The organism is Massilia violaceinigra (genome assembly GCF_002752675.1).
Classification (GTDB): domain Bacteria; phylum Pseudomonadota; class Gammaproteobacteria; order Burkholderiales; family Burkholderiaceae_D; genus Telluria_A; species Telluria_A violaceinigra.
Genome location: NZ_CP024609.1, coordinates 12,409 through 32,076, shown reverse-complemented (window position 1 = coordinate 32,076; position 19,668 = coordinate 12,409). Strand labels below are relative to the sequence as shown.

Below are 19,668 nucleotides of genomic sequence, written 5' to 3'. Positions count from 1 at the left end.
CGATCCTTGAATTAGTTGTAATTACATGCCGAGCGCTTCGAGCATTGCGGTTTTGTTGAGAGCCGGGCCGATGTTGTCTTCCACAACGGCGCGCGCAGCGTTCACGCGTTTTAGCGCGGCGTCAGTGGCGGCGATGTCGCCAGACGGGACTGTTGCATTCAGGACAAATTTCGCTTCCTGGTACTTTGCCGCCGCCGCTTCGAGGGTGGCCGCCTTCTCGATCGCAACCTGGTTCCACGCCGAGTTGCCAGAAGACATCCCGATCAGCTCCAAAAGCGGGCTCTGCTTCGGTGCCGCTGGCGCGCGCACGCCTGCAGGCGCCTTGAGGGCGGACGGTGCCGGACCCGTGGCCGCTGCAGGGGGAGCGGCAGCGGGCGCCGCGCCCTTGGCAGAGCCGTTCAGGTTGAGCGGGTCTGCCGCACCGCGCGCGTCGCCGAGCAAGTCGGAAACCTGCTGGTTAAGCATGGCTGAGCGCGTGTGCAGGCTCTTCGCGCCAAGGGACTCGGGCGCCCAGGTACCCTCCGCCTGCGACTTGGTCATCGCGGCCGAGATCTGGTCCTGATCTTTCAGCAAGCTCCCCAGCTGGGCGCGGGTGGCCGGGTTCATCGAGTCCACGCCCAGCAGGGCGGCGCGCTCGACAGTCGACAGCGCGCGGCCGAGCGCCTTTTCCTTGGCCTGGATCTGGCCGAGCGGCGTTGACTGCGTGTGCTGTTCCCGCGACATGTTGAGATGTGCCATTTGAATGGCGCGGCCGGCGGCGGAATCGCGAGCCTGTTGGGCACGCGCGGCCTTGTTGTCCTCGCGTGTCCCTTGGTAGTGTTCGCGCTGCATGGCGGCCTGCCCGGCCCGTGCGGACTGTGCCAGCTGCGTCTCGAAGTCGAGCAGCTGGTACCGGGCCTTGGCGACGTCCATCGTGACTTCGCTGCCGTCGCGGTTCCGGATCGTGACCATATGGGTGGGGTGTTCCTCGCCATTGATCTTGGTCGTACTCGCCTCACCTTTGACGATGCGCGCGCCTTTCATGGCGCCGGCGGCGTTGTACGCTTCCATCGCATCGCCGTAGCGCCCTTGCCCCATGAGCGACAACGCATCGGCAATGCCCTCGTTTTTCATCTTGCTCAGCAACCCCTTTTTTTGGGCCAGCTCTTCGAGCGTGAGGTCGCCCCGCGCATTCTTGCGACGGAGAAACGCGGTTTGCACCTCAAGCACGCTGTTGAAGTCGCCTTTGTGGATAGTTCCGGCCGGGGCGCCGATCGCGCCCATTTTCTTGGGCACTGGCGGTGTGGTCAGTGCCGCGGCTGCGGGCGCCAGATTCAGGGCGCCCGGATTCTTCACCATCGACGCCGGTCCGGCGGCCACGCCCGGCAGCAAGTCCGCCGGGGGCGCCATGGCCTTGTCGATTTCCGTCTGAATTTTGTCGGCCGGGGCCTGGCCCGGCGCCTCAGCCAAGCTTGCACCGCCCTGGGCAGCGTCGGCCTCGCTGGCGAGCTGTTCCCGGATTTCGGCCATGTCCTTCTTGTCGGCCGCTTTGATGCGGTCGACCTCGTTCCAGTCATAGCGCTGGCGGCTGCGTGCCTCTTCCTGAAACGCCGCGTCGCTGTCGGCGCGCTTGTCCGCTTTGGCGCGACGCGCTTCGGCGGCTGCGCGCTGCTCGTCTTCGGCGATGCGGCGCTGTCCGTCCTGATAGCCTTGAAATCCAGCGGCCATGCCGCTCCAATTTGTCATTGATCGATCCTTTAAAATGCGCCGGCTAATTCAGATGAGGACAGGCCGGTGCTCTGCATCGTGCCGGCGTTGTTGGATTCCCATTTGCTGTAGTCGCTGGTGCCGGTGCCGCCCCAGTTGACTTTCGAGAGGCCGTTTGCGATCCCGCTGACCATGTTCCCCACGCCGGCGGCCGTTTGGCCCGCTTGCGCCGACTGCTGGCCGGCGATGTTGCTGGCGGTCGCGGCAGCGCTGGCCAGGCCGCTCGACGCGTTCGAGACAAGCCCCTTGCCGATGCCGACCGCATCGAGCTTGCGGGCGAATGCCTTGTCCTTGATTCCGTCACGGGCCTTGTTTGCCGCCGCCGCGCCCATGGCGGCGCCTTTCAGTTCCATGCTCGTGCTGGCGGCCTGGGCGGCGGCGCTCGACGGGTCCAAGCCAGGCGTGCGGGCCATGCGCTCGCGCGCCATGCCCAGCTGGCTCGACACCGACGCCTGCGCGTCGCCGGCCGCCTTGTCGTACGCTTCCGGCGTGTCGGTATTCATGGCGTCCGCATAGACCGAGTGCTCCACCGGACGGGCGAAGTTCTTGTAGTCCTCGTACTGGTCCATGGCGATCTCCCCCTGATAGGCGTTCGCATCGATGGCCTTATTTGCGGATGCCGCCGCTTTCTTGCTGGCTCTGCTCGATGCGTTCGCGCCAATAAGTGCGCTTCCAATTGCTGCCGCTGCTGCCCATGGCATATCAAGCCTCCTTGATCAGGACGCTATCGACCTTGTCGGGGTCGGTGCCTTCGTGCGCATGCACGCAGAACCACACCGAGTCGGTGAGCGCCTCGATGTGGTGCACCTGCCCGGCACGGATCGTGATGCAGGTCGGCCCGACGTGCATTTCCTCGACACCGTCGATGGTCACGGTCACGGTGCCGCGTGCCAGAATGCTCAGGTGGTCGAAGTTATGCGAGTGCGTTTCGGCGTAGTGCCGGGCTGGCAGGGTCATCTCCTTGGCGTACTCGCGGCCGGAGAAATGATGCTTAATCTTCAAGTCGATCACGTTTCAGTTCCTTAAAGTTATCGGTTTTGATGCAGACGATCAGCGAAATCCGGTCTGCCTGGCTGTCGTTGGTCACGCTGTGCGTCACGCCGTTGTCGAACCAGTAGCAGTCGCCCGGACTGGCGACGATGTCGCCTTCGGGGAAGTGGAACAGGGCGCCCGGGTCGTTGCGCAGGGGGATGTAAAACTTGTCGTAGTAGTCGGCGTGCCAGCACTGGTCGATGTGGGGCTCGATGCGGCCGCCGGCGGGAATCTTCGTGATCAACACGCCGCCGAGTCGCTCGCCATGGACGTGGGCCATCAGCCCGAAGATAATCGGGGTCAGCTCGGGCAGCTCGGCGTAAGCCGGATACCAAACCGAATCGTGCTCATCGGTGAAACGGGGGCCCAGATTGGCGATGTCGTTGAAGCGGACCCAGATGTCCGTCATCGCCCGGTGCGGGGAATCGTAGGCGCTCGCACGTGCAGTGTGCAGGCCGAACAGGTGGGGTTTTGCCTCCAGCGCGGCGAGCAGCGCCGCGACCTCGATGCCTGTTGCGATGTGTTGAAAACTTGCCATTCGATTCCCCCGCTGTGATTGAGGCGGGATCATATGGCCGGTTTTCGGAAAACTTAGAATTTAGGTGGCGCGCTCTTAGCGGAAAAATCAAGCGTAAAAAGCCCCATGAAGGGGGCAACAATGGCAGTGCGATGTAGCGGTTTTTAGTACTTGCCCTTCGTTATAAGCCATGCAATACCTAAAACCACGACAAAAGCTCCGAACATGAAGAATCCGTGCCCCCACCATGCTCTGGTCACCTCTTCATACCCCCCAAACTGCGCGCCCGACCGCACTGACGGCATTAATGCGCAGTCACGAATTGCTGGGACTAAGGAGGGAGTAGAAAACGCCCCCATCCATACGCCAATCTTCCAGCCCCATTCCTGGAAAACGGCCAGGCACAATCCGGCCGACAGAGCGAGGAAACCAATAACCAAGAACAGTTCAGAATCGGAGCTCACTTAATTTCCTCAGTAATACCATTAATGAACCGGCAGAACGTGACGCCAACTACGACCAAGAGTGTCTCAGAGATCCAGACGGCACTTTCGTTGCTGTTGTTACTATTAGTTCGGTTCATGTATATTTCTCGATCATAATTCAGCCAAGAATTCTATACCAGGGCGGCGTGAGCAGAACGTTATTCCGACTGAAATAGGCAAATTTTCTATCGCACCCGCCAGCGGCTAAGGCCTTCACGGCTTGGGGTACCGCGCCTTTACCGCCTCGACTGCGGCGTTATATTCATCCATCTTGCCGCTCTGCCCCCGGCTTTGCCAGTACATCGCATCGGCCAGGTCGGCAAGTGGCGGATATGCCGCGCGGCGCAGCTGGTCAACGTCTTCATTGTGGTAAATGATCATGCCTGGATCTCAAAATGTGCATCAAGGAAAGGGAATGCCACTACCCGTACGCGGTACAGGCCCGGCAAGTTGAAGCTCAGCGTCGCGCGCCCTTCCCCGCATGGATAGGTCTTGTCGTTGATGATTACCTTGCACGGCATGGGCAACCGGGTCAGTTCGCGTTCGGCAAGCACAGCGGGGCTTTCCGGCCGCGCGTGCTTGTGCCCGTCGCGCACGTAGTGGGTCCGCCCGTCAATGTCCCCCACGAACACCCGGTCGCCCTGCAGGGAAAGCATCGATTCGGGCACGTCGCCATGGAACTGCACGCGGCCGTCTGCGTCATATTTCGCAAATGTAGTCATTTCATTACTCCAAGTAAGGTGACGGACCAGTCGCCGAGGTCGTAAGTGCCCTGGTGCCATTCGTTATTGAACGTGACCGTGAACGTGTGGTAGCCCTGGCTCAGCCGAACCCGGGCCGATGTCGCGTGCGACAACGCGAAGGTGTTGATGTTGGAATCGGACTGGTAGTGGAACTGGCGGCCGTCGACGTGCAGGATGACGCCGGTGTTTCCGCCAATGTTCCAGGCCGCCGCCTTCCAGGTGACGAGCGCAACGATGTCGACCTCGGCCGGGTAGTAGGCGGCGATCTGCCCCACCATGCGTGTCGTTCCGGCCGAGATCCCGCCGCTGCCTTGGCCCGACAGGTACAGCGGGACGGTGACGGAGTTGGGGCCGAGTTTGAACGTATCGACGGCCAGGTCGTCAATCTGCGCGCCGCCCACCACCTTTAAGGCCAGCTTGTCGCGCGAGATCGAGTACGCCCCCAGCTGATAGCCGGTGATGCTGCCTTGGGCGACCAGATCGCCGCGCACGGCGACGAGCCCGGTTCTGGCGTCGATCGCGAACGGCACGATTCCCGGCCGGCCAGGCGCGCCGACCGCGAAAGTATCGGCCAGCACAAGGAAGGACGATTTGGCCACGCCCCCCGTCGAAACGCTGGAATTGAGCGTGACGCCGGCGATATAGCCGTTCAGATCGAGCTTGACGCCCCACTTGCCCGACAGGCCTTGTACCTTGTCGTTCGTGAGGTTCACTTCCTGGCGCAGGGCCGCGTAGCTCTTGACCAAGCCGGTCGCCGGATCGGTGACGGTCGCCTGCAGCTGCTCGAACTTCGTCAGCGCGCTGCCTACCGGGTTGACGGCGATTTGGGTTCCCGTCTGGACCAGCGCCTGATTAAGACCCACGCGCGCCCACATGGTATTGATCGCGCTGGCCAGGGCGTTATCGTTGTTGGTGCGGGTGGTCAGTTCGTTCTGGACGCCGACAAAGGACTGATTGGTCCACGTAACGACCTGCTGCAGGTGCTGCGTCATCGCCTCGTTTTGCGTGGCGCGCACCTCGCGTTCTTCCTTGATCGCCGCGCCGGCCGCGCCGATAGACGATGTGAGCGTTTCCGTCGTCTTCGCGAGAGACAGGTTGGTTTCCTTGATGACCGTGTCCACGCGCGTGACCGCAGCGCCGCGTGCCTTGGCTTCCTGCTGCAGAAGCCACGCCGCGCTGCCGGGCACCGAGTCGGGCGCCTGGATGAGGGTGACGGCCGAGAACATGTTGATCCACGCCGGCGACGCCATGATTTTATCCTGCAGCTTTTCGGCTAGGTCGAACATGGGGCTGCCCGGCTTGCCCACTCCCTCGATGATCGGGCCGGCCAGCGACTTTGCCAGCTTTCCAGCGATGGACGGATCGTTTTGTAGGTCGCCCAAGGTCAGAAATGCCTCGTCGCCCGAACCGACGTCGCCGTTGCGCACCGCGATGCCGCTCGCCATGGCGCGCAGCACTTCGCGCGTTTGCGGGTCCTTGACGGCCAGGATGGATGCCGTTGAAATCGGAGGTACTGATACGGTCATTTAGATGTCCTTCAAGCCACGGATGGACGATGCCGCCCGTAGTCGTTTGAATCGGCCGGTGCCGGAAATCTCGAACTTCCACCTGTCGGAGGGCTCAAGGCCGGAATGGCCGTCGCGCGGTTCGGTAGGGAGATAGAAAATCGTCTCCCCGCTCCCGACGGTCTTGGTGTATCCCAGCTTGTCTTTCTGGTAGAACCGGATCGTGAAGTCGCCAGTGCATTCAACCTGGGCGACCGCCAGCGCGGCCGGCGCGGCAAGCACGATGTCGCCGGTCGCCCAGCGCAGGGGAAGCATGCTGCCGCCGCCGAACTGGCGCAGCGTCGTCCCACTGACGACGTACATCTGATCCGACGTCGTGAGGACGGCGGCGGTGCTGGCCACCAGCTGCGGCAAGTCGGTCATTTCCCCGCCCTCGGACAGGTCGATCATGAAGGGCACGAAGGCGCCGGTTTTGGAAAAGACGATCAACTTGCCGTCATAACGCGCAAACTGCATGCTGGCCAGGCCGGCGCCGCACCGCTCGCGCCACACCTCGCGCGTAAAAAAGCGATCGGACAGCGCCATGCTGGGGGAACTGCCTTCCACCGCCACGATGCCGTCGTGGCAGGCGTACAGCGCACGCCCGGCGATGCTGATTACCGACCACTTCGACGCGCCGGCGTGCGCGATATCGAGCGGGATTTCGGCCATCGCGTCCGGGCTGACCCCGGATATCAGCGACGGCTCGGCGACCGTCGTGACCAGCGCGCCGGCGGCGTGCAGGTGGGCACCGACGATCGTGTGCGGGACCGTGATCATGTAAGCCGGCGGCCATGACCAAGGGCGGTAAGCGTCGCTGAACCACAATTCGCGGCCCTTCCATGCGCACAGGATGCCGTTCCCGATGTTGAATAGGCCGGTAAGCTGCGGACTGGGAGGGTAGGCGTTCTCGCTTTGCAGGACCTCGTTCAGCGCGCCGGCGCCGGTCGTGTCGACCGTTTGCACCTTGCCTTCGGTGCCGCTGATGGTCTTCACAAAAAAGTATTCGTCGCTTGCCCCGCCTTGGCGGTACAGCCGCGCCCCGGTGATGGGCACGTAATCGGCGGTACCGTCGAACGTCACTTCGACCGTCACCTTGCTGTACGTGGTCACGCCGCTGACCGTGATCGCCTTCACCTCGATCATGGCCGCTTCGCTGGGCGGGCCCTGCTCCTGGTACACGTTGGCGTACGTGTAGGTGTAGGTGCGATTTTCCGTGCCGGTGACGACGGACGACTTGAAGGTTGCGTCGGCGGCCAACTGTGCGGCCGTCAGGCGCGCCTGGTAAGTATCCGCCGGCGTGGCCTCGACGGTGGCGATGGGCCCTTTTGGTGCAACCGGGTGCTCGACGTTGATGCGGGGCGGCGTGGTCGGCCGCGGCACGCCGACGCGAAAACTGGTCGATGGCGGCGCGCCGGCGATGGTGGCCAGCGAGATCGGCGTCACCCGGAAGTCGCTCGCGGTGGTGTAGTAAAGCCGGTCGCTGGCGGGGCCATTCTGCAGGGGGCTGATCACGGCGTCGACGTCCTCGGGCCACACGTAGAAGCGCAGCCCGTCGACGCTGAACACCGACCGCGCCACGATCGCCAGGTCGCGCAATTTGAAATCGCCGCGCAGCGAGCGCAGTTCGTTGTAGCCGAAGTCGATGTTTTCGGCGACCGCCGCGGCGTTGATCGGCAGGTCGGTCAGCGGCACGCGTGGAAGCAGACCGCCGAATTTGCGCAAGTTGATGGGCGGGGTCACTGGGGATCGTCCTTCACTGATAGTCCATTCGTTACGGCCTGCAGGTTGATATAGGCTTCGCGCAGTCCGATGGCCTGTTCGCGCCAGGCGAAACAGGATCGCGCGTTGTGGGCGTCTGCTTCGGCGATGTCAATAAGCGGAACGGCGGCGGGTTCGCGGTCAGCGTCGGCGGCAGGTCCGGCAGGCTCATTGGTCCAGGCGGCGTTGTAGTTGCGCACGAAGCCAGCGTTAACGCCATAAGCACGGCTATCAGCAGCCGATACATAAACAGGTACTTGCTTTTCAATTTCGTCACCTTTGACATAGATTTTTTCGATGCGGTCCCGATATTTCGTCTCGGTTTTCACCAGAACCTGGATTTGGGCCTTGGCCACCTTGACCACCTGGGCGGCCTGCTGCTCGATATAGGCGATATGGGCCTCTCCTGCCTTGCGTTCGCCGCGCAACTGGCCGAGCAAGAAGAGGCACCAGCACGCCGCCAGCAGCAGCAGGCAGCGGGCCCACACCGGAACAGGCGTCAGGAGCGCGCCCGTCATGCCAGCACCTTGCGCGCCGTGTTGAACAGGGCGAGGCGGTCGGCCAGACCGTTGATGCCGCCGTTGATGCGGCGCGTTACAGCGACCTGGTCGCCGGCGTCGGCCAGCTCGTTAAGCCCGTGTTCTTTCCAGAACCAGCCGGCCGAACGGCTGGCGCCCTCCGGTGTGACCAGCCAGGCCGAAATGCGCTCGACCGGAATGCCGAAGTAGGCGGCGCACGCCGCGTGGTTGACCGCACCCGTCACCTGCATGAACCCGTGCCCTTTCCACTTCTGGCCGTCGCCATCCGCCTCGGGGGTGTTACCCAGCCGGAAGGCCAGCCGGCCGGTATCGTAGGCGGCGCCGGACGCCCGTTCCTCGACATAGCGCAGGTGTGCCGATTCATGCCCCAGCTGGGAGATAAACGACGCCTGGCGTGCCGGCGTGGTGATGTCGAACTCGTTCATGGTCGCATTGAGCCAGCCAAGGTACTTGGCCGCGCGCGGCCGGGCAAAGGGAAGGATGCGCACCAGCTGGTCGAGCGTCATGGGCGACCTCGCGCGTTGTGGACGATCGCGGCCGCGTCGCGCGCCAGCTCGCCGATGTCCTTGTCTTCGCGGCGGCCGAACCAGCGCACGAACGCGCCCAGTACCCACCATGCCGGCAGGCCGGCCAGCACGAGCACGGGCGCCGCGATGAAGACCACGCCGAGCGCCGGATCGACGCCGTACATGATGGCGATGTCGCGCGCGGCCTCGAACAGGCCGGGCCACCATGAGCGCAGCGCCACGACCAGCAGCGGGCCGCACAAGGTGGAAAAAATGATGGTGGTGCCGATACGAAGGAAGGCTTCTTTGCGGGTCTTAGGCCACATGAACATGAATCCCAATGAAGTGGCGGCGGCGCTGGTGAGCAGCGGTACGCCGAAGAATTTGATAAGTGCGCCGGTTGCCGCGGTGGTTTCGACTGCCATGGGGTCCTTAAATAAAAACCCCGCCGAAGCGGGGTTGGGTGTCACGTTCCGGCGGAACGGGTACAGTGGTCCTTGTCGATCCGGTTTAGCAAGCGGTATAGAGTGCAGCCACAAAAGCGCCCTTGTTGCTGCCTCCGGAAAAGCCGTAAATATTGTCTCGTTGAGGTCTAGACCATCCGGCGACGATGTCTCACATGGGGCCGTATCGCCCCATGTGAGACTCGTAAAACATCCCAATGGCAGCGCCTCGCATGGGTATACCGATGCGGTACACTTCGAAAGCAGTGCAAACACAAACATGGAGATAGCATGATTCAAAATAGAAGCTGGAAAAAAGCGGAACAAACAGCCATTACCGCCCTTGGCGTCGGAATGTTATTGCTCGCAGGCAGCGGTGACTCATCGGCCGGTACTCCACAGGCGGTTCAGAAGCAGAGCAGCGAGAAAAAGCTGGCGACAGTCGCCAAGTCACCCTGGCCAGTATGGTCGGGCTTGGATTTCATCTACAATGAGCCCCCTCTTCAGGCCGCCCCAGCAACTGTCTTCGGCGTGTCGGAACTAACCCAGTCGGCAACCCATACTGTGTTTAGCGGAGTACATAGCCTGCCAACCGGCACCGAGCAAAATTACCGCATCGGCGTCTTCTTTCACGGCGATGTGTTCTATCTCCAGGGCGACGCTACGACTGTGATTGGGAACGGGACATTTAGGGTGACCGTGCCGCACGGCGTTGGCAGCGCCGACCGCGCGGTACTCATTATGTATCCGAGTACTTACAACCCCATGTCATCGCCTAACTGCAACCCTGCGGGGGGCTTCTGCAGCGGCCGCGTTACCCCGGCGACGAAGCTGCCACTACCCATCGATCCGGTCAGCCTGACCGCCTTCACGGCATCGTATTTTGGTGCACCCGTGACCTCGGCCGACCGCCAGATCGCAGGCTTGCAAAGCTTGATGAACACCCCGGTGATCACGGGCGGCCCTTACGGCAACGGCAAGCTGATCCGCAGCTTCCGCGACATGGATTCGGCCTTCCTGTACGACCAAGCACTTGCGGTGATCGCTTTCAGCTTGGCCGGCGATCGTGCAAACGCCGAACTGATCATCAACGCGATGGCCAAACTGCAGGGGCCATCTGGGGCGTGGATGTTTTCCTACCTCGCCGACGGCGAGGACGCCAACGCGCCGCTCGACATGCGCATTGCCGGATCGAACGCTTGGTTTGGCATAGCGTTGAATGCCTATCAAAAGGCCTTCACGAGTACGAAGTATCTGTCGATGTCGATCCGGCTGCATGACTACATGATCAATGAGTTGACCCCAATTTCAATCAATGGCAAGGTGCAATACGGCTTCCGCTTCGCGCCGACCGACTATGTCGCCGGTCGCAGCCGGATATTTGCGCTAGAGCATCAGCTCGACGCCTATGCCAGCTTCCACCAGTTCTACGCCTTGAACGGCGGTGCCAAATACACGACGGCGGCGACCAAAATGCGCAACATGTCAGAAGCCTTGTGGAACGGTACGCGCTTCCTTGCGGGCTTCGACGGTAACACCAATACGCTCAACAACAACGAGCGCTATCTGGATAATTATTCGTGGTCGGTGCTTGCACTGGGTAATCGCGGCAGCAGGAATCAAAACTTTGCCGGCGCTCTGCCTGCCATGTGCGATTACTTCCACGTACTGGGCAAGCTCGATTACCCGTCGCGTAAGGTGCGCGGCATTGTCGGCTTCTACGATTCCATCTACAACAACCCGGCACCGGTGTCGCAATTCGTGTGGAGCGAAGGCTCGCTCGGCGCCGTTATGGCGATGCGGCAAGGTGCAAGTACCATGACGTGTCAAGGAAACACGGCGGACGACATCTTGAAATCCATGAACTACATGGTCGACAAACTGCACGGAATGCCATACGCCACGCAAAACACCAATCCCGATTTCACCAGTTCGGGAAGCGTGGCAGGCACTGCATGGCTGTACTACGCCAACCGTGGCAGGAATCCGTACGCCCATTATTGATTCCCGTGACTCTGCCTGATGGCCGGGACGCTGCCTGCCTGTGCTGGTAGACGTCCCGCGCTATCGCCCCTCATCACCACTTACAGCTGGTCCCGCTGCAACACACGGGATCCGCGAGCGCATGCTGGCGGCAGGCTTGCCCATATGGGCCGTCATCTGCAGTTAGTGTGAGCCGACGGCGGTGAAACGCGAGCCGGCGCCGTCGGTTGCAAGTTCATTCGCAGATAGCGTGAGCATGACACCGCCGCCAGTTGCACTTAATTCGAGCCGAAACCCGCGTTGAATGCAAGCACGGTCGGTTTGAAATGCGAGTTATTACACCTACAAGGATCGCCCACAGCATGCGCACCACGGCAACCGCGTTTGCCGTCTGGCCCAGCAGCAGGAAGCCGAACAGGGTCAGGCGCTTCATTGCGGCCACTCCATCGTCGGCATCATGGCAAGCAGCGCGGCAATGGTCGGGTACTTCATTTCCCCGCTCAGGACCTGGCCCATAATCCCGTACGCCTTGGCGTTGCACGAATCCATCCAGATCGCGAAGACCGTCGCTTCCTTCTGGAAGGGTCCGGCATAGCCGGCACGCAGCGCACAGGTCAAACGGCTGTCATAGCCGCGTTCGGCCGCCTTGACATCGTATGAGGCTTCAAGTGCCGCGGTGTACTCGGCCTGCGTTGGCACGAGGATGCCGTCGGACTGGGGCGGACGCGCGGCCATGACATCCCAGCCATCGCCGTTCCAGCGTGCCACCTGCGTGCCGGTCAGGATGGGAGGGGGATGCGCGACCGAGCGCTCGGGCAGCGGTCCCATTTCGTCCACGGTCACGCTGCCGAGAAAAATCCCGTATTCATCGCGGATGTGCAAAGTGATCATCGTTTCCTTATGTCTTGATGTAATTTTTGAATCCCGCACCGGGCGAGGCCAGCGTGGGCACGACAAATTGGGTGGCCGCGTCATAGAGCACGCTGTAGACGGCCATGTAAGGCGCTTCATTCATCGACAACACGAAATACGCACCATCCTTCGTGTACGAGACATGCGACACCCAACCGCCCGGCAAAGGGTAGCTGGGCCATTTCGTGAGCGTTGTGCCTTCACGGGAATACATCGTGAGGAACGGGGTGTTGGTATGGCCGACAGCAAGCGTGCCGCCGTCCGGGCTCCAAGCGAGATGGCTACTCTGCCCTGTGGGCATCACCACCGGGTCAGGCAGTCTGGTGAATTTGTCCCCATCCCGGGCATAAAGCGCAAGAAAGCCGCCCGTGATCATTGAAACGGCCAATATGTTGCCGTCGGGACTGAATGCGGTGCCGTAGGTTCCCATCTGTCCTGGAAGGTTCGCTTCCGGTAACAGGACATAAGACTCACCATTCGGCGCGCGCTTGTAGAGCATCATCGGGTAAGTGCTTTGGCAAGCGACTACCAGATACATGCCGTCGGGGCTGAACGCGACGGAGTGGACGGTTCCTCCAGGCAGAGAAATCCCGATGCTACCGAAATAGCCGGTGCTGGCCTTACGGTAGAGGCGGAGCCACAGGCCGTTGACGTCGTCTCCGCACGCGATGAAATTGCCGTCGGGACTGAATGCGACCGCTTTCGATGTCGCCGAAGGATTCGCTGTCAAGAGGTTGGCCAGGGTAAAAACATCACCATCGCGCCTGTACATTGACAGAAACGGCGAAGCCGCCTGCGCCACCGCCATCAGGGTACCGTCCGCGCTAAAAGCGATTTTGTAAGTAAACCCGGTCGGTGGCTGGCTCAGGCCCAAGCGGGAGAACGTATCGCCGCTGCGCTTGAACATCAGCATATAGGGCGACGTCGACTGCGCGATGGCCACGTACTGCCCGTCAGGGCTGAATGCGCACCCTGCGCTCGTCGCGGCGGGGGGAGAAACTGGTGTCGCAAGCCTGACGATGCCGGCTGTGGCAGGTCCTATTGCGGCAGAAAGCGCGGGGTAGCTGCTTTTGAGGTACGGCTTTCCGTCGCACGGAAGCCAGTCGGGCGCCGCCATTTTGCGCACCGACGTCAGGAGATCGCCCGCGCCGTAGTTGCTCACGCTCACGCCCAGCGCAGCACGCGCGGCCGCAGCGTCGGCAGCGGTGATCAAAGCGGTACCCGTCGCGGTCTGTCCGGCCACGGCCTGGGCGGTGGCAACGACGCCGACCGGGCTTCCGCTGGCACGGGAGTAGTCCAGCATCGACCAGTTCCCGCCACCCGCCGAAAGCCATTCGGCGCAGTCGCCCCGCGCGGTGACGATATCGGCCCCAGTGGTCAGCACCATCGATACGGCGTTGTGGACCAACGTCGCGGCATCGGTAAAGACCATGCGCCGGCGCGCGCCAGGTGGGGCGGCATCGAACGCGGCGATGGACGCAATTCCGCTGACAAGCAGCGTGTTAGCCCCGGCGCTGGCGATCGCCATGGACGACGTTGCGACCACGGGCACGGGCGCCGCTTCGTTCAGCGGTCCCGTCAGCGCGCCCTGGTGCACTGGCAGGACGGCGCCGGCGGTGAGACGCAGGCTGACCGGGTCACCGGCATTGAACGCGCGCGGTGTGCTGCCTTCAACCTGCCGCTCCACGGTCAGCACATCGCCTGCACGGGCGGTGCACTTGACGATCTCCCAGTTCATTTCAATGGCGCCCAGGCGCTGAAAAAGCGTGATCAGAAAGTAATCGCCTTTGAGAGGATTGGGGAACAGCGCCCCCTCCCCGCCCTTGACCGTGATGCTGGTCGCGGCAGCGGTGATGCCGGCAGCGAGCACCGATTCGGCGTTGTTGGTAAAAAGCTGTGTCATCAATATTCCTTCACCTTGATCTTGAATTCGTCCTGCTTGATACGGCCGTCGTCCGTCTCGGCCGTGACCGTGACCTTGTAGGTCACGCCGTCCTCCCCGCCGGCGATCCACACCTTGAGCGCAAATGCGGACACGTTCTGGCGTGGCGACGTCAAGCCGGGTTTGTCGATCGTGACTTTGACCAAGTTGATGCCATCGCCGGGGGTGAGCCAGTCGTCGTACAGGATGTCGTAATCGAGCTTTTCGATTGGTTGCTTGGTAAAGGTGGCTAAGCTCATGTCGCCCTCATGGTGCGTAGTTCGGTGGAAATGCGCGCGCTGCGGATCTCCCGCGGGAGGAGCATGGTGCGGTTGGGCGGCGCCGCGACGGCGGCGTTCGTGGCAGGTTCGGCGTGCGCGCCAAAAGAAAGCGACGCGGTCGCCTCGCCCATGCAGATCCGCACCCCGTCGGCCAGCAGGTAACCTGTGAAATAGGCAGGCGCCTCGGCCATGCGATACGCCCATGGCATCGGCACTAGTTGACCCACGCCCGCCAAGATCGCGCCACCCTGGAGAGCCAGCCGGCTATAGGCCGCCAGGGTGCCGGTCGAATAAAACTCGCAGGCACCCTGCAAGGCAAGCCGCCCGTCGGCAACGCCGCCGAATTCGATCAGAACCGGCTTTGCCGCGCCCTGGATCGTGACCGTCGGCGTCACCGAACAAACCAGCCAGGCCGCAAAATCGGCTTGGCCCGGTTGAGTCAACGTCGGCTGGGCACTAAACGAGCTGGTGAACTCGGCCCGGCAGCCGTCCGACGAGCCGGCGGCGAACACCGTCAGCGCCGACGCCATGGTGGCGGCGCCGGCATGGATCTTGACCGAGTCGGTCGTTGCATTGAAGCTGGCCACCGTCGCCGCGACGCCCATGGCGGTGCGCAGCGCAGCGGCGGTGACGGTGAAGGCCGACGCGCCCGACGCGTAGCCGTCACGCTCTGTCGTACTCTGGCCGTTGCGCCTGACGCCCGCTTCGGCGTACAGGGAGAACGTGCTTACGCAAGTGGCCGCGTAGCCGATTGTCACCAGCGGATCGGCGCCCGAAACGAAGGCCGCGGTGGCGGTGGCCACACCTGGCCGGATGATCGTTCCGCTGGCGGTGAAGACGAAGGACGCGCTGCACAACACTTCCGTGTGCGCGGCGCGTGCGGTGAAAGCCGAGTAGCAGACGGCGCTTGCCGTCGTGGCCAGCACCCATTCGGCCGACCCATAGAATTCCGGCCGAAACAGTGCTTCGCCCATCGCGATGCGTACGCCGGCGGCGTGTTTCGGGGCGAGCCCGCCCATTGCGACAGCGCCCCCGTACTGTGTCCGGGTCGCATCCGCTGTCAGGGTCCCACCGGCCGCAAACAGCGCCGCACCGAGCACTACCCGCGATGCACTCCCGTTGACGGCCGCGCTGTTTAAGCCGAAGGAATTCATCGCGGGCGCTTAGTTCAGATTTCCGATGAGCGTGCCGGGCGCAAAAGACAGCACATCGCCTACTTGCAGCGTCTTTGAGGACAGCATCGGGGCAGAGAACAGCATGTTCCCTGCATTGAGGGCGTCAAAGACGGCGACGTGGGTCACGGTGATGGCCGCACCGGTCACCGCGGGGAAGGTGATCGAAGACGCGTTCGATACCTGTTGCCCGGCGCCGCCGGGTGCCGGCGCGGTAAATGCGCCGGTCAACTGGCGCGTGTACCACGTGCCGGACGCGATCTCGTTCAAGTTGCCCGCGTCGGTCGGGTCGGCTGTGCAGAGAGCGAGGCGCAACGCAGCGCTGGGCGGAGCGACGAAATTCGTACCGCGCAGCAGCGCGTTCAGTATCGCCGTTTCGGCGTAAACGGATAATCCAGCCATGGGAGGCTCCTATATGAATGTGAGGGGAAATCAGGTGGATGGAGCGGCCGGCGGCGCCTTGCCTTTGACAAGGGCGTTGAAGGCGCCCCGGTGCAGGGCCGCGAAGCCGGCGTTTTCTGGCGCGTACTCGCTATCCTTTTCGTAGGCGCGGTACATGAGGTAGTCGAGCAGCGCGCCGACGTAGCTGTCATCGAGCGAAATCGGATCGTTCAGAGTCAGCGCTGGCGGGATCGCCTCGTAGACCGCCGTCACTGCATTGCCGCCAGGTGAAGGGGGGAAGACATAAAAGGTCTTCGGGTCGTCCCCGGAAAAGCAGAAGTGCAGAACCTTTGCTTTGGCGCGCGCCGGCGAGTGCCAGTCGGGCACTTGGGCGTCGAGCGCTTTGCGGGCAATGCGCGTGACCGCGTGGCCGTTGGCATTGCGCGGCACATCCAGCAACGCCTTGCCGTCGATCGGCAAATGCTGCAAGGTACCGACGACGAGCGTCACCGGTGTGGTGCGCATGAAGATGGACGGGTTTATTAGCGCGGCCTCGCGCTGACCGTCGATCAGCCAGTCGAGCAATTCAGACTGGGGCCAGCGTGTGTGCTCATGATCTTGAAGCAGGCGTGAAGCGCGCTGGACTATAGCGCTAACTATTATGGTTGGCATAGCGATGTGTGGTGAATATGGAACGTATGTTTCATGAAGATGCGAAGAAGCGTATGCTGGAAGAAATGAATTTAGTAAAGACGTGTCAGATGGCAAGGTTGTTTTAACTGCAATATTGGCAATCTCTCTCTAAGGGCATTAATGAATTTGGATCAAGTTTTTGTAGAACTCGAAGCCTCAATCTTAAAAGTTGATAAAAATGCTCATAATTGCCACCTTCGAATTTTTGAACTTCGTCAAAAGCTAGATAAAGCTTACGATTCTGGCCAAATCACCTTGGAACAGTGGAGAAGCCTCACCGAACGGATAGTACTTTTACAGTAGTCTTCTCTAGGAAATTTGTGTTATTAATAAAAACTAAAAATGAATTCAAAGAGAGTTTTATTAATAGATGACAACGAAATCAACATGGATTTGATGATATTTGTCATGAATGTCTGGGGATTTTTAGTAATACCTGCATTAAACGGTCCCGCTGGGCTTGCGATCAGCAAATCTGAAATTCCTGACTTGATCATTTGTGATATTCAAATGCCGCATTTAGACGGTTTTCAAATCGTCCAGACTTTAAAGTCTGACCCTCAATATTCGTCCATCCCCATCATTGCTCTGACAGCAATGGCAATGATGGGCGACAAAGAAAATCTGCTTGCCGCTGGGTTCGACAGTTACCTTAGTAAGCCAGTTGAAATTGATGAGTTAAAAGGCGCATTAAGAAAACTCTTGCCTGGCTGGACCGATGCGACGGACTAGCTTTTTTAACCAAGGGTCCGTAGTCGCACACAACTCTTAGATGGACGGGTTACAGCGCGGCCTCGGGCTGTCTGCCGATCAGCCCGTCGAGCATTTCCGGCTGGGTCAGGCGTATGTACTCGTGGTCCTGCAGCAGACGGGCAGCGCGGCCGACAACGGCGCCCTGGCGATCGTGGTTGGCATGCGAATCCTTGCGCCCTGGAGGGTGTTAGCCGAAGGCGCGGGCCCGGACCTGCGTGGTGGTGCGACCGAACGAGCGCTCGGCGCGTATCCGCGCGGTGGTGCGCGCAATCTCGTAGTCCCGGGTGTAGAGGCCTGCCGCCGCGGGATTGGCGAACTCGTGCCCCGTTATCCGCATCAGACGTCCTACAACGCCCTGCCCTATCTCGAAGGCATAGTCGTCCAGCAGGACATCGGCGACTGTGTCGGCCGTGCGTGTGGGCTTGGTGGCCACCAGCAGCTTGATTGCCTGGGCGGCGTCGTGGGTCGGCGTGGCGTCGAGGGTAAAAACGTTCGCGGCCGCTTGCTGAATGCCCCACGGCTCCCCGGTTCGCTCCTGCAGCGACGCCATGTGCATGTCCCCGGTCTTAAAGACCCGTAGCGGCCGCGCGTAGTACGCCGCCTCAAGGATGGCCGTCGCCACTGTTCCGGACGGGGTATCGATGTCGTATTGCCGCTCCCCGCTGATCACATCGAGCGGATCGATTGCCACCTGGGCGACCGGCGCGTGCGTGCAGAGGTCGATGCAGATGTCACGGATATGCTGTTCAGCGAGCGGGTAGGAACAACCCGTCACGTAAGGCAGCACGTACGAAAAGAAGTCGGAGAGGTTCGCCATGGCGGCGGCTTACTTGCGCAGATGCTTGATGGTATAGCTAAAGCGCTGCACTTCGCGTTCGATCGTGGCGCCGTGCGCCCCGGCTTCGTACTCGGTCATCGTGGCGTTTTCCAGGATGGCGGACACTTCGACAGGCACAACGCACGGGACGCCGCGCGGCACGTTGAAGCCATGGCCGTTGAGGCTCAGGAAAACGGACTGGCGGCCGAGCTCTCCCACGCCGTTGGCGATCGTGACTTGAACCTTCTCGCCCGACAGATTGTCGCCATGGTCAACGACAGCGATGTCGATGCCCTTCTTGATTTCGACCGGCTTGGGCTCGTCATCGATGGTGGTAACGCTGGAGGTTTCTTTTGCTGCCATGGTGGTGCTCCTGAATTTGAGGGGAAATGCAAAACGCCCACCGAAGCGGGCGTTCATGTGCTGGCGGTGGGGGTTATGCGGTGACGGCGAACTCGCCGCGCACCATCCACTGGTCGTTGAGGATCACGGCGCCCTGCATCGCCTTCCACGCCACGCGACCGCGCTGCGCCAGCGGGTCCGAGTCGCTCGGCTTCGCGTTGACCACCATGGGAGTGAGCGCGAACATGCCCTTGAGCGCCACGACCGCATACGCGTTGGTTGCGATGTACAGCGCCGGGTAGACGTCGGCCTTCACGCCGGCCGTGGAAGTCATCAGGCCCTTGTCGCCGCCGGCATTGACGAAGGGGACGAAGATGGTCGAGGACAGGTAGCGGACATCTTCGACCTTGCCGATCTCGTTTTCGTACGGAGTCATCGAACCGTACTTCTCGATCGGCGCGAAGCACGACTTGCCGTCCGCGCCCAGCATGTTGCGTACGTCCGATTCCATGTCCGGGTGGATCAGGCCGATGTAGCTCTTGGCCACCGCTTCAGTGCCGAATGCCGCCGTCGACTTGACCACTTTGGTGATCGGCTCCGCGTTCTGGCGTTTCAGGGCCTTGACGATCTTGCGCTGTACCGCCAGCGAGATCGGCGCGACGACGTCCGCGCGGGTGGCGCCGTTGGAGTAGACCACGTTGGTACCGGCGCGCAGCACGCCGTAGCGCATGCGCTCGATCATCTGCGCGGCCTGTTCGCCCAGCAGGTCGATCGCTTCGTTCAGGACATTGTCCTCGTGCGTGTCTTCGATGATGTCGGTGATGGTGATCATCGAGCCGTACTGGGTCAGCATGCACGGCACGTCGGTCGATGCCATGGTCAGCGAGCCAGGCGTCACCCCTTCGACCAGCGCCGAAGGGGTGGTGTCGAGCGCCGAGTAGCGGCGGAAGACGATGGTCTTGGACGAGTTGGCGGGCAGGGTCTTGGCCTGGCCGAACTTTTCGAGGCACAGGTAAGGGATGGCGCGTTTCAGCAGTTGCTTGTTCGCGTACGCAGCGGTACGCGGCGAGATGTCGCCGTAAGTGGTATTGCCCATG

General features: G+C 61.7%; 23 protein-coding genes. 2 read left to right on the top strand and 21 right to left on the bottom strand.

The genetic code is table 11. The annotated features are described in order from the left end of the window. Positions 1-21: 21 nt before the first annotated feature. The 12 genes from CR152_RS32380 to CR152_RS32330 form a co-directional block, all read right to left on the bottom strand. Entirely contained in the window at positions 22-1,725 is a 1,704-nt protein-coding gene (locus tag CR152_RS32380) for a hypothetical protein (protein WP_157778897.1), read from the bottom strand. Positions 1,726-1,736: 11 nt separating this feature from the next. Beyond that, on the bottom strand, positions 1,737-2,315 hold the full coding sequence (locus CR152_RS32375) for a hypothetical protein (protein ID WP_099883078.1): 579 nt from the start codon (positions 2,313-2,315) through the stop codon (positions 1,737-1,739). Between the two features lie 133 nt (positions 2,316-2,448). Then, positions 2,449-2,757 carry an AraC family ligand binding domain-containing protein gene (locus CR152_RS32370; protein ID WP_099883076.1) on the bottom strand — a complete coding sequence of 103 codons (309 nt, stop codon included), beginning with the start codon at positions 2,755-2,757 and terminating at the stop codon, positions 2,449-2,451. After that, positions 2,738-3,316, bottom strand: a complete 579-nt coding sequence (locus tag CR152_RS32365; protein WP_157778896.1) for an aspartyl/asparaginyl beta-hydroxylase domain-containing protein — start codon at positions 3,314-3,316, stop codon at positions 2,738-2,740. The genes CR152_RS32370 and CR152_RS32365 overlap by 20 nt, the downstream gene beginning before the upstream one ends. A 143-nt stretch (positions 3,317-3,459) precedes the next feature. Beyond that, positions 3,460-3,759, bottom strand: a complete 300-nt coding sequence (locus tag CR152_RS32360) for a hypothetical protein (protein ID WP_099883072.1) — start codon at positions 3,757-3,759, stop codon at positions 3,460-3,462. 234 nt (positions 3,760-3,993) lie between these two features. Then, positions 3,994-4,161, bottom strand: a complete 168-nt coding sequence (locus CR152_RS33520; RefSeq protein WP_157778895.1) for a hypothetical protein — start codon at positions 4,159-4,161, stop codon at positions 3,994-3,996. After that, positions 4,158-4,502, bottom strand: coding sequence for a hypothetical protein (locus tag CR152_RS32355; RefSeq protein ID WP_099883071.1), 345 nt, complete (start codon positions 4,500-4,502; stop codon positions 4,158-4,160). The genes CR152_RS33520 and CR152_RS32355 overlap by 4 nt, the downstream gene beginning before the upstream one ends. Then, positions 4,499-6,049, bottom strand: a complete 1,551-nt coding sequence (locus CR152_RS32350) for a phage tail tip fiber protein (protein WP_099883069.1) — start codon at positions 6,047-6,049, stop codon at positions 4,499-4,501. The genes CR152_RS32355 and CR152_RS32350 overlap by 4 nt, the downstream gene beginning before the upstream one ends. Continuing rightward, positions 6,050-7,810, bottom strand: a complete 1,761-nt coding sequence (locus CR152_RS32345; RefSeq protein WP_099883067.1) for a hypothetical protein — start codon at positions 7,808-7,810, stop codon at positions 6,050-6,052. Further along, positions 7,807-8,346 (bottom strand): hypothetical protein, encoded by a 540-nt coding sequence (locus CR152_RS32340; RefSeq protein WP_099883065.1) that lies wholly within the window; start codon positions 8,344-8,346, stop codon positions 7,807-7,809. Before CR152_RS32340 ends, CR152_RS32345 begins: the two co-directional genes overlap by 4 nt. Beyond that, entirely contained in the window at positions 8,343-8,873 is a 531-nt protein-coding gene (locus CR152_RS32335) for a glycoside hydrolase family 19 protein (RefSeq protein ID WP_099883063.1), read from the bottom strand. Before CR152_RS32335 ends, CR152_RS32340 begins: the two co-directional genes overlap by 4 nt. Beyond that, entirely contained in the window at positions 8,870-9,298 is a 429-nt protein-coding gene (locus CR152_RS32330) for a hypothetical protein (RefSeq protein ID WP_099883061.1), read from the bottom strand. The genes CR152_RS32335 and CR152_RS32330 overlap by 4 nt, the downstream gene beginning before the upstream one ends. A 309-nt stretch (positions 9,299-9,607) precedes the next feature. Between CR152_RS32330 and CR152_RS33515 the strand changes: the two genes are divergently transcribed. Further along, the gene (locus CR152_RS33515; protein WP_157778894.1) at positions 9,608-11,320 is read left to right on the top strand and encodes a hypothetical protein; all 1,713 of its coding nucleotides are present in this window, start codon (positions 9,608-9,610) and stop codon (positions 11,318-11,320) included. A 408-nt stretch (positions 11,321-11,728) separates the two neighbouring features. On the opposite strand, the gene CR152_RS32315 is transcribed toward CR152_RS33515, so the two are convergent. The 6 genes from CR152_RS32315 to CR152_RS32290 are packed head-to-tail and all read right to left on the bottom strand — an operon-like array spanning position 11,729 to position 16,638. Then, positions 11,729-12,190 (bottom strand): hypothetical protein, encoded by a 462-nt coding sequence (locus CR152_RS32315; protein WP_099883055.1) that lies wholly within the window; start codon positions 12,188-12,190, stop codon positions 11,729-11,731. 7 nt (positions 12,191-12,197) lie between these two features. Next, the gene (locus tag CR152_RS32310; RefSeq protein ID WP_099883053.1) at positions 12,198-14,114 is read right to left on the bottom strand and encodes a WD40 repeat domain-containing protein; all 1,917 of its coding nucleotides are present in this window, start codon (positions 14,112-14,114) and stop codon (positions 12,198-12,200) included. Next, a complete protein-coding gene (locus CR152_RS32305; RefSeq protein WP_099883051.1) occupies positions 14,114-14,392 on the bottom strand; it encodes a phage fiber-tail adaptor protein in 279 nt (92 codons plus the stop codon). Before CR152_RS32305 ends, CR152_RS32310 begins: the two co-directional genes overlap by 1 nt. After that, positions 14,389-15,567, bottom strand: a complete 1,179-nt coding sequence (locus tag CR152_RS32300; RefSeq protein WP_157778893.1) for a hypothetical protein — start codon at positions 15,565-15,567, stop codon at positions 14,389-14,391. The genes CR152_RS32305 and CR152_RS32300 overlap by 4 nt, the downstream gene beginning before the upstream one ends. Before the next feature lie 9 nt (positions 15,568-15,576). Next, positions 15,577-15,987 (bottom strand): phage tail fiber protein, encoded by a 411-nt coding sequence (locus CR152_RS32295; RefSeq protein WP_099883047.1) that lies wholly within the window; start codon positions 15,985-15,987, stop codon positions 15,577-15,579. A 30-nt stretch (positions 15,988-16,017) separates the two neighbouring features. Further along, the gene (locus CR152_RS32290) at positions 16,018-16,638 is read right to left on the bottom strand and encodes a phage adaptor protein (RefSeq protein WP_307718612.1); all 621 of its coding nucleotides are present in this window, start codon (positions 16,636-16,638) and stop codon (positions 16,018-16,020) included. Positions 16,639-17,001: 363 nt separating this feature from the next. Here CR152_RS32290 and CR152_RS32285 point away from each other — a divergent pair, with 363 nt between their 5' ends. Next, positions 17,002-17,391, top strand: coding sequence for a response regulator (locus tag CR152_RS32285; RefSeq protein ID WP_099883043.1), 390 nt, complete (start codon positions 17,002-17,004; stop codon positions 17,389-17,391). Positions 17,392-17,599: 208 nt separating this feature from the next. On the opposite strand, the gene CR152_RS32280 is transcribed toward CR152_RS32285, so the two are convergent. The 3 genes from CR152_RS32280 to CR152_RS32270 all read right to left on the bottom strand — a co-directional run bounded on the left by CR152_RS32280 (position 17,600) and on the right by CR152_RS32270 (position 19,667). Further along, entirely contained in the window at positions 17,600-18,229 is a 630-nt protein-coding gene (locus CR152_RS32280; RefSeq protein WP_099883041.1) for a hypothetical protein, read from the bottom strand. A gap of 9 nt (positions 18,230-18,238) precedes the next feature. Further along, positions 18,239-18,592, bottom strand: a complete 354-nt coding sequence (locus tag CR152_RS32275) for a hypothetical protein (protein ID WP_099883039.1) — start codon at positions 18,590-18,592, stop codon at positions 18,239-18,241. 73 nt (positions 18,593-18,665) lie between these two features. Beyond that, positions 18,666-19,667: a N4-gp56 family major capsid protein gene (locus tag CR152_RS32270; protein ID WP_099883037.1), complete on the bottom strand. Its 1,002-nt coding sequence runs from the start codon at positions 19,665-19,667 to the stop codon at positions 18,666-18,668. Position 19,668 lies beyond the last annotated feature (1 nt).

What these genes read in the sequence shown, in the direction of transcription:
- CR152_RS32305 (WP_099883051.1), bottom strand. Translation starts at nt 14,392, where the DNA reads ATGAGCTTAGCCACCTTTACCAAGCAACCAATCGAAAAGCTCGATTAC.
- CR152_RS32335 (WP_099883063.1), bottom strand. Translation starts at nt 8,873, where the DNA reads ATGACGCTCGACCAGCTGGTGCGCATCCTTCCCTTTGCCCGGCCGCGC.
- CR152_RS32350 (WP_099883069.1), bottom strand. Translation starts at nt 6,049, where the DNA reads ATGACCGTATCAGTACCTCCGATTTCAACGGCATCCATCCTGGCCGTC.
- CR152_RS32275 (WP_099883039.1), bottom strand. Translation starts at nt 18,592, where the DNA reads ATGGCAGCAAAAGAAACCTCCAGCGTTACCACCATCGATGACGAGCCC.
- CR152_RS32355 (WP_099883071.1), bottom strand. Translation starts at nt 4,502, where the DNA reads ATGACTACATTTGCGAAATATGACGCAGACGGCCGCGTGCAGTTCCAT.
- CR152_RS32330 (WP_099883061.1), bottom strand. Translation starts at nt 9,298, where the DNA reads ATGGCAGTCGAAACCACCGCGGCAACCGGCGCACTTATCAAATTCTTC.
- CR152_RS32285 (WP_099883043.1), top strand. Translation starts at nt 17,002, where the DNA reads ATGAATTCAAAGAGAGTTTTATTAATAGATGACAACGAAATCAACATG.
- CR152_RS32280 (WP_099883041.1), bottom strand. Translation starts at nt 18,229, where the DNA reads ATGGCGAACCTCTCCGACTTCTTTTCGTACGTGCTGCCTTACGTGACG.
- CR152_RS32300 (WP_157778893.1), bottom strand. Translation starts at nt 15,567, where the DNA reads ATGAATTCCTTCGGCTTAAACAGCGCGGCCGTCAACGGGAGTGCATCG.
- CR152_RS32340 (WP_099883065.1), bottom strand. Translation starts at nt 8,346, where the DNA reads ATGACGGGCGCGCTCCTGACGCCTGTTCCGGTGTGGGCCCGCTGCCTG.
- CR152_RS32295 (WP_099883047.1), bottom strand. Translation starts at nt 15,987, where the DNA reads ATGGCTGGATTATCCGTTTACGCCGAAACGGCGATACTGAACGCGCTG.
- CR152_RS33515 (WP_157778894.1), top strand. Translation starts at nt 9,608, where the DNA reads ATGATTCAAAATAGAAGCTGGAAAAAAGCGGAACAAACAGCCATTACC.
- CR152_RS32310 (WP_099883053.1), bottom strand. Translation starts at nt 14,114, where the DNA reads ATGACACAGCTTTTTACCAACAACGCCGAATCGGTGCTCGCTGCCGGC.
- CR152_RS32380 (WP_157778897.1), bottom strand. Translation starts at nt 1,725, where the DNA reads ATGACAAATTGGAGCGGCATGGCCGCTGGATTTCAAGGCTATCAGGAC.
- CR152_RS32365 (WP_157778896.1), bottom strand. Translation starts at nt 3,316, where the DNA reads ATGGCAAGTTTTCAACACATCGCAACAGGCATCGAGGTCGCGGCGCTG.
- CR152_RS32290 (WP_307718612.1), bottom strand. Translation starts at nt 16,638, where the DNA reads ATGCCAACCATAATAGTTAGCGCTATAGTCCAGCGCGCTTCACGCCTG.
- CR152_RS32315 (WP_099883055.1), bottom strand. Translation starts at nt 12,190, where the DNA reads ATGATCACTTTGCACATCCGCGATGAATACGGGATTTTTCTCGGCAGC.
- CR152_RS33520 (WP_157778895.1), bottom strand. Translation starts at nt 4,161, where the DNA reads ATGATCATTTACCACAATGAAGACGTTGACCAGCTGCGCCGCGCGGCA.
- CR152_RS32270 (WP_099883037.1), bottom strand. Translation starts at nt 19,667, where the DNA reads ATGGGCAATACCACTTACGGCGACATCTCGCCGCGTACCGCTGCGTAC.
- CR152_RS32375 (WP_099883078.1), bottom strand. Translation starts at nt 2,315, where the DNA reads ATGGACCAGTACGAGGACTACAAGAACTTCGCCCGTCCGGTGGAGCAC.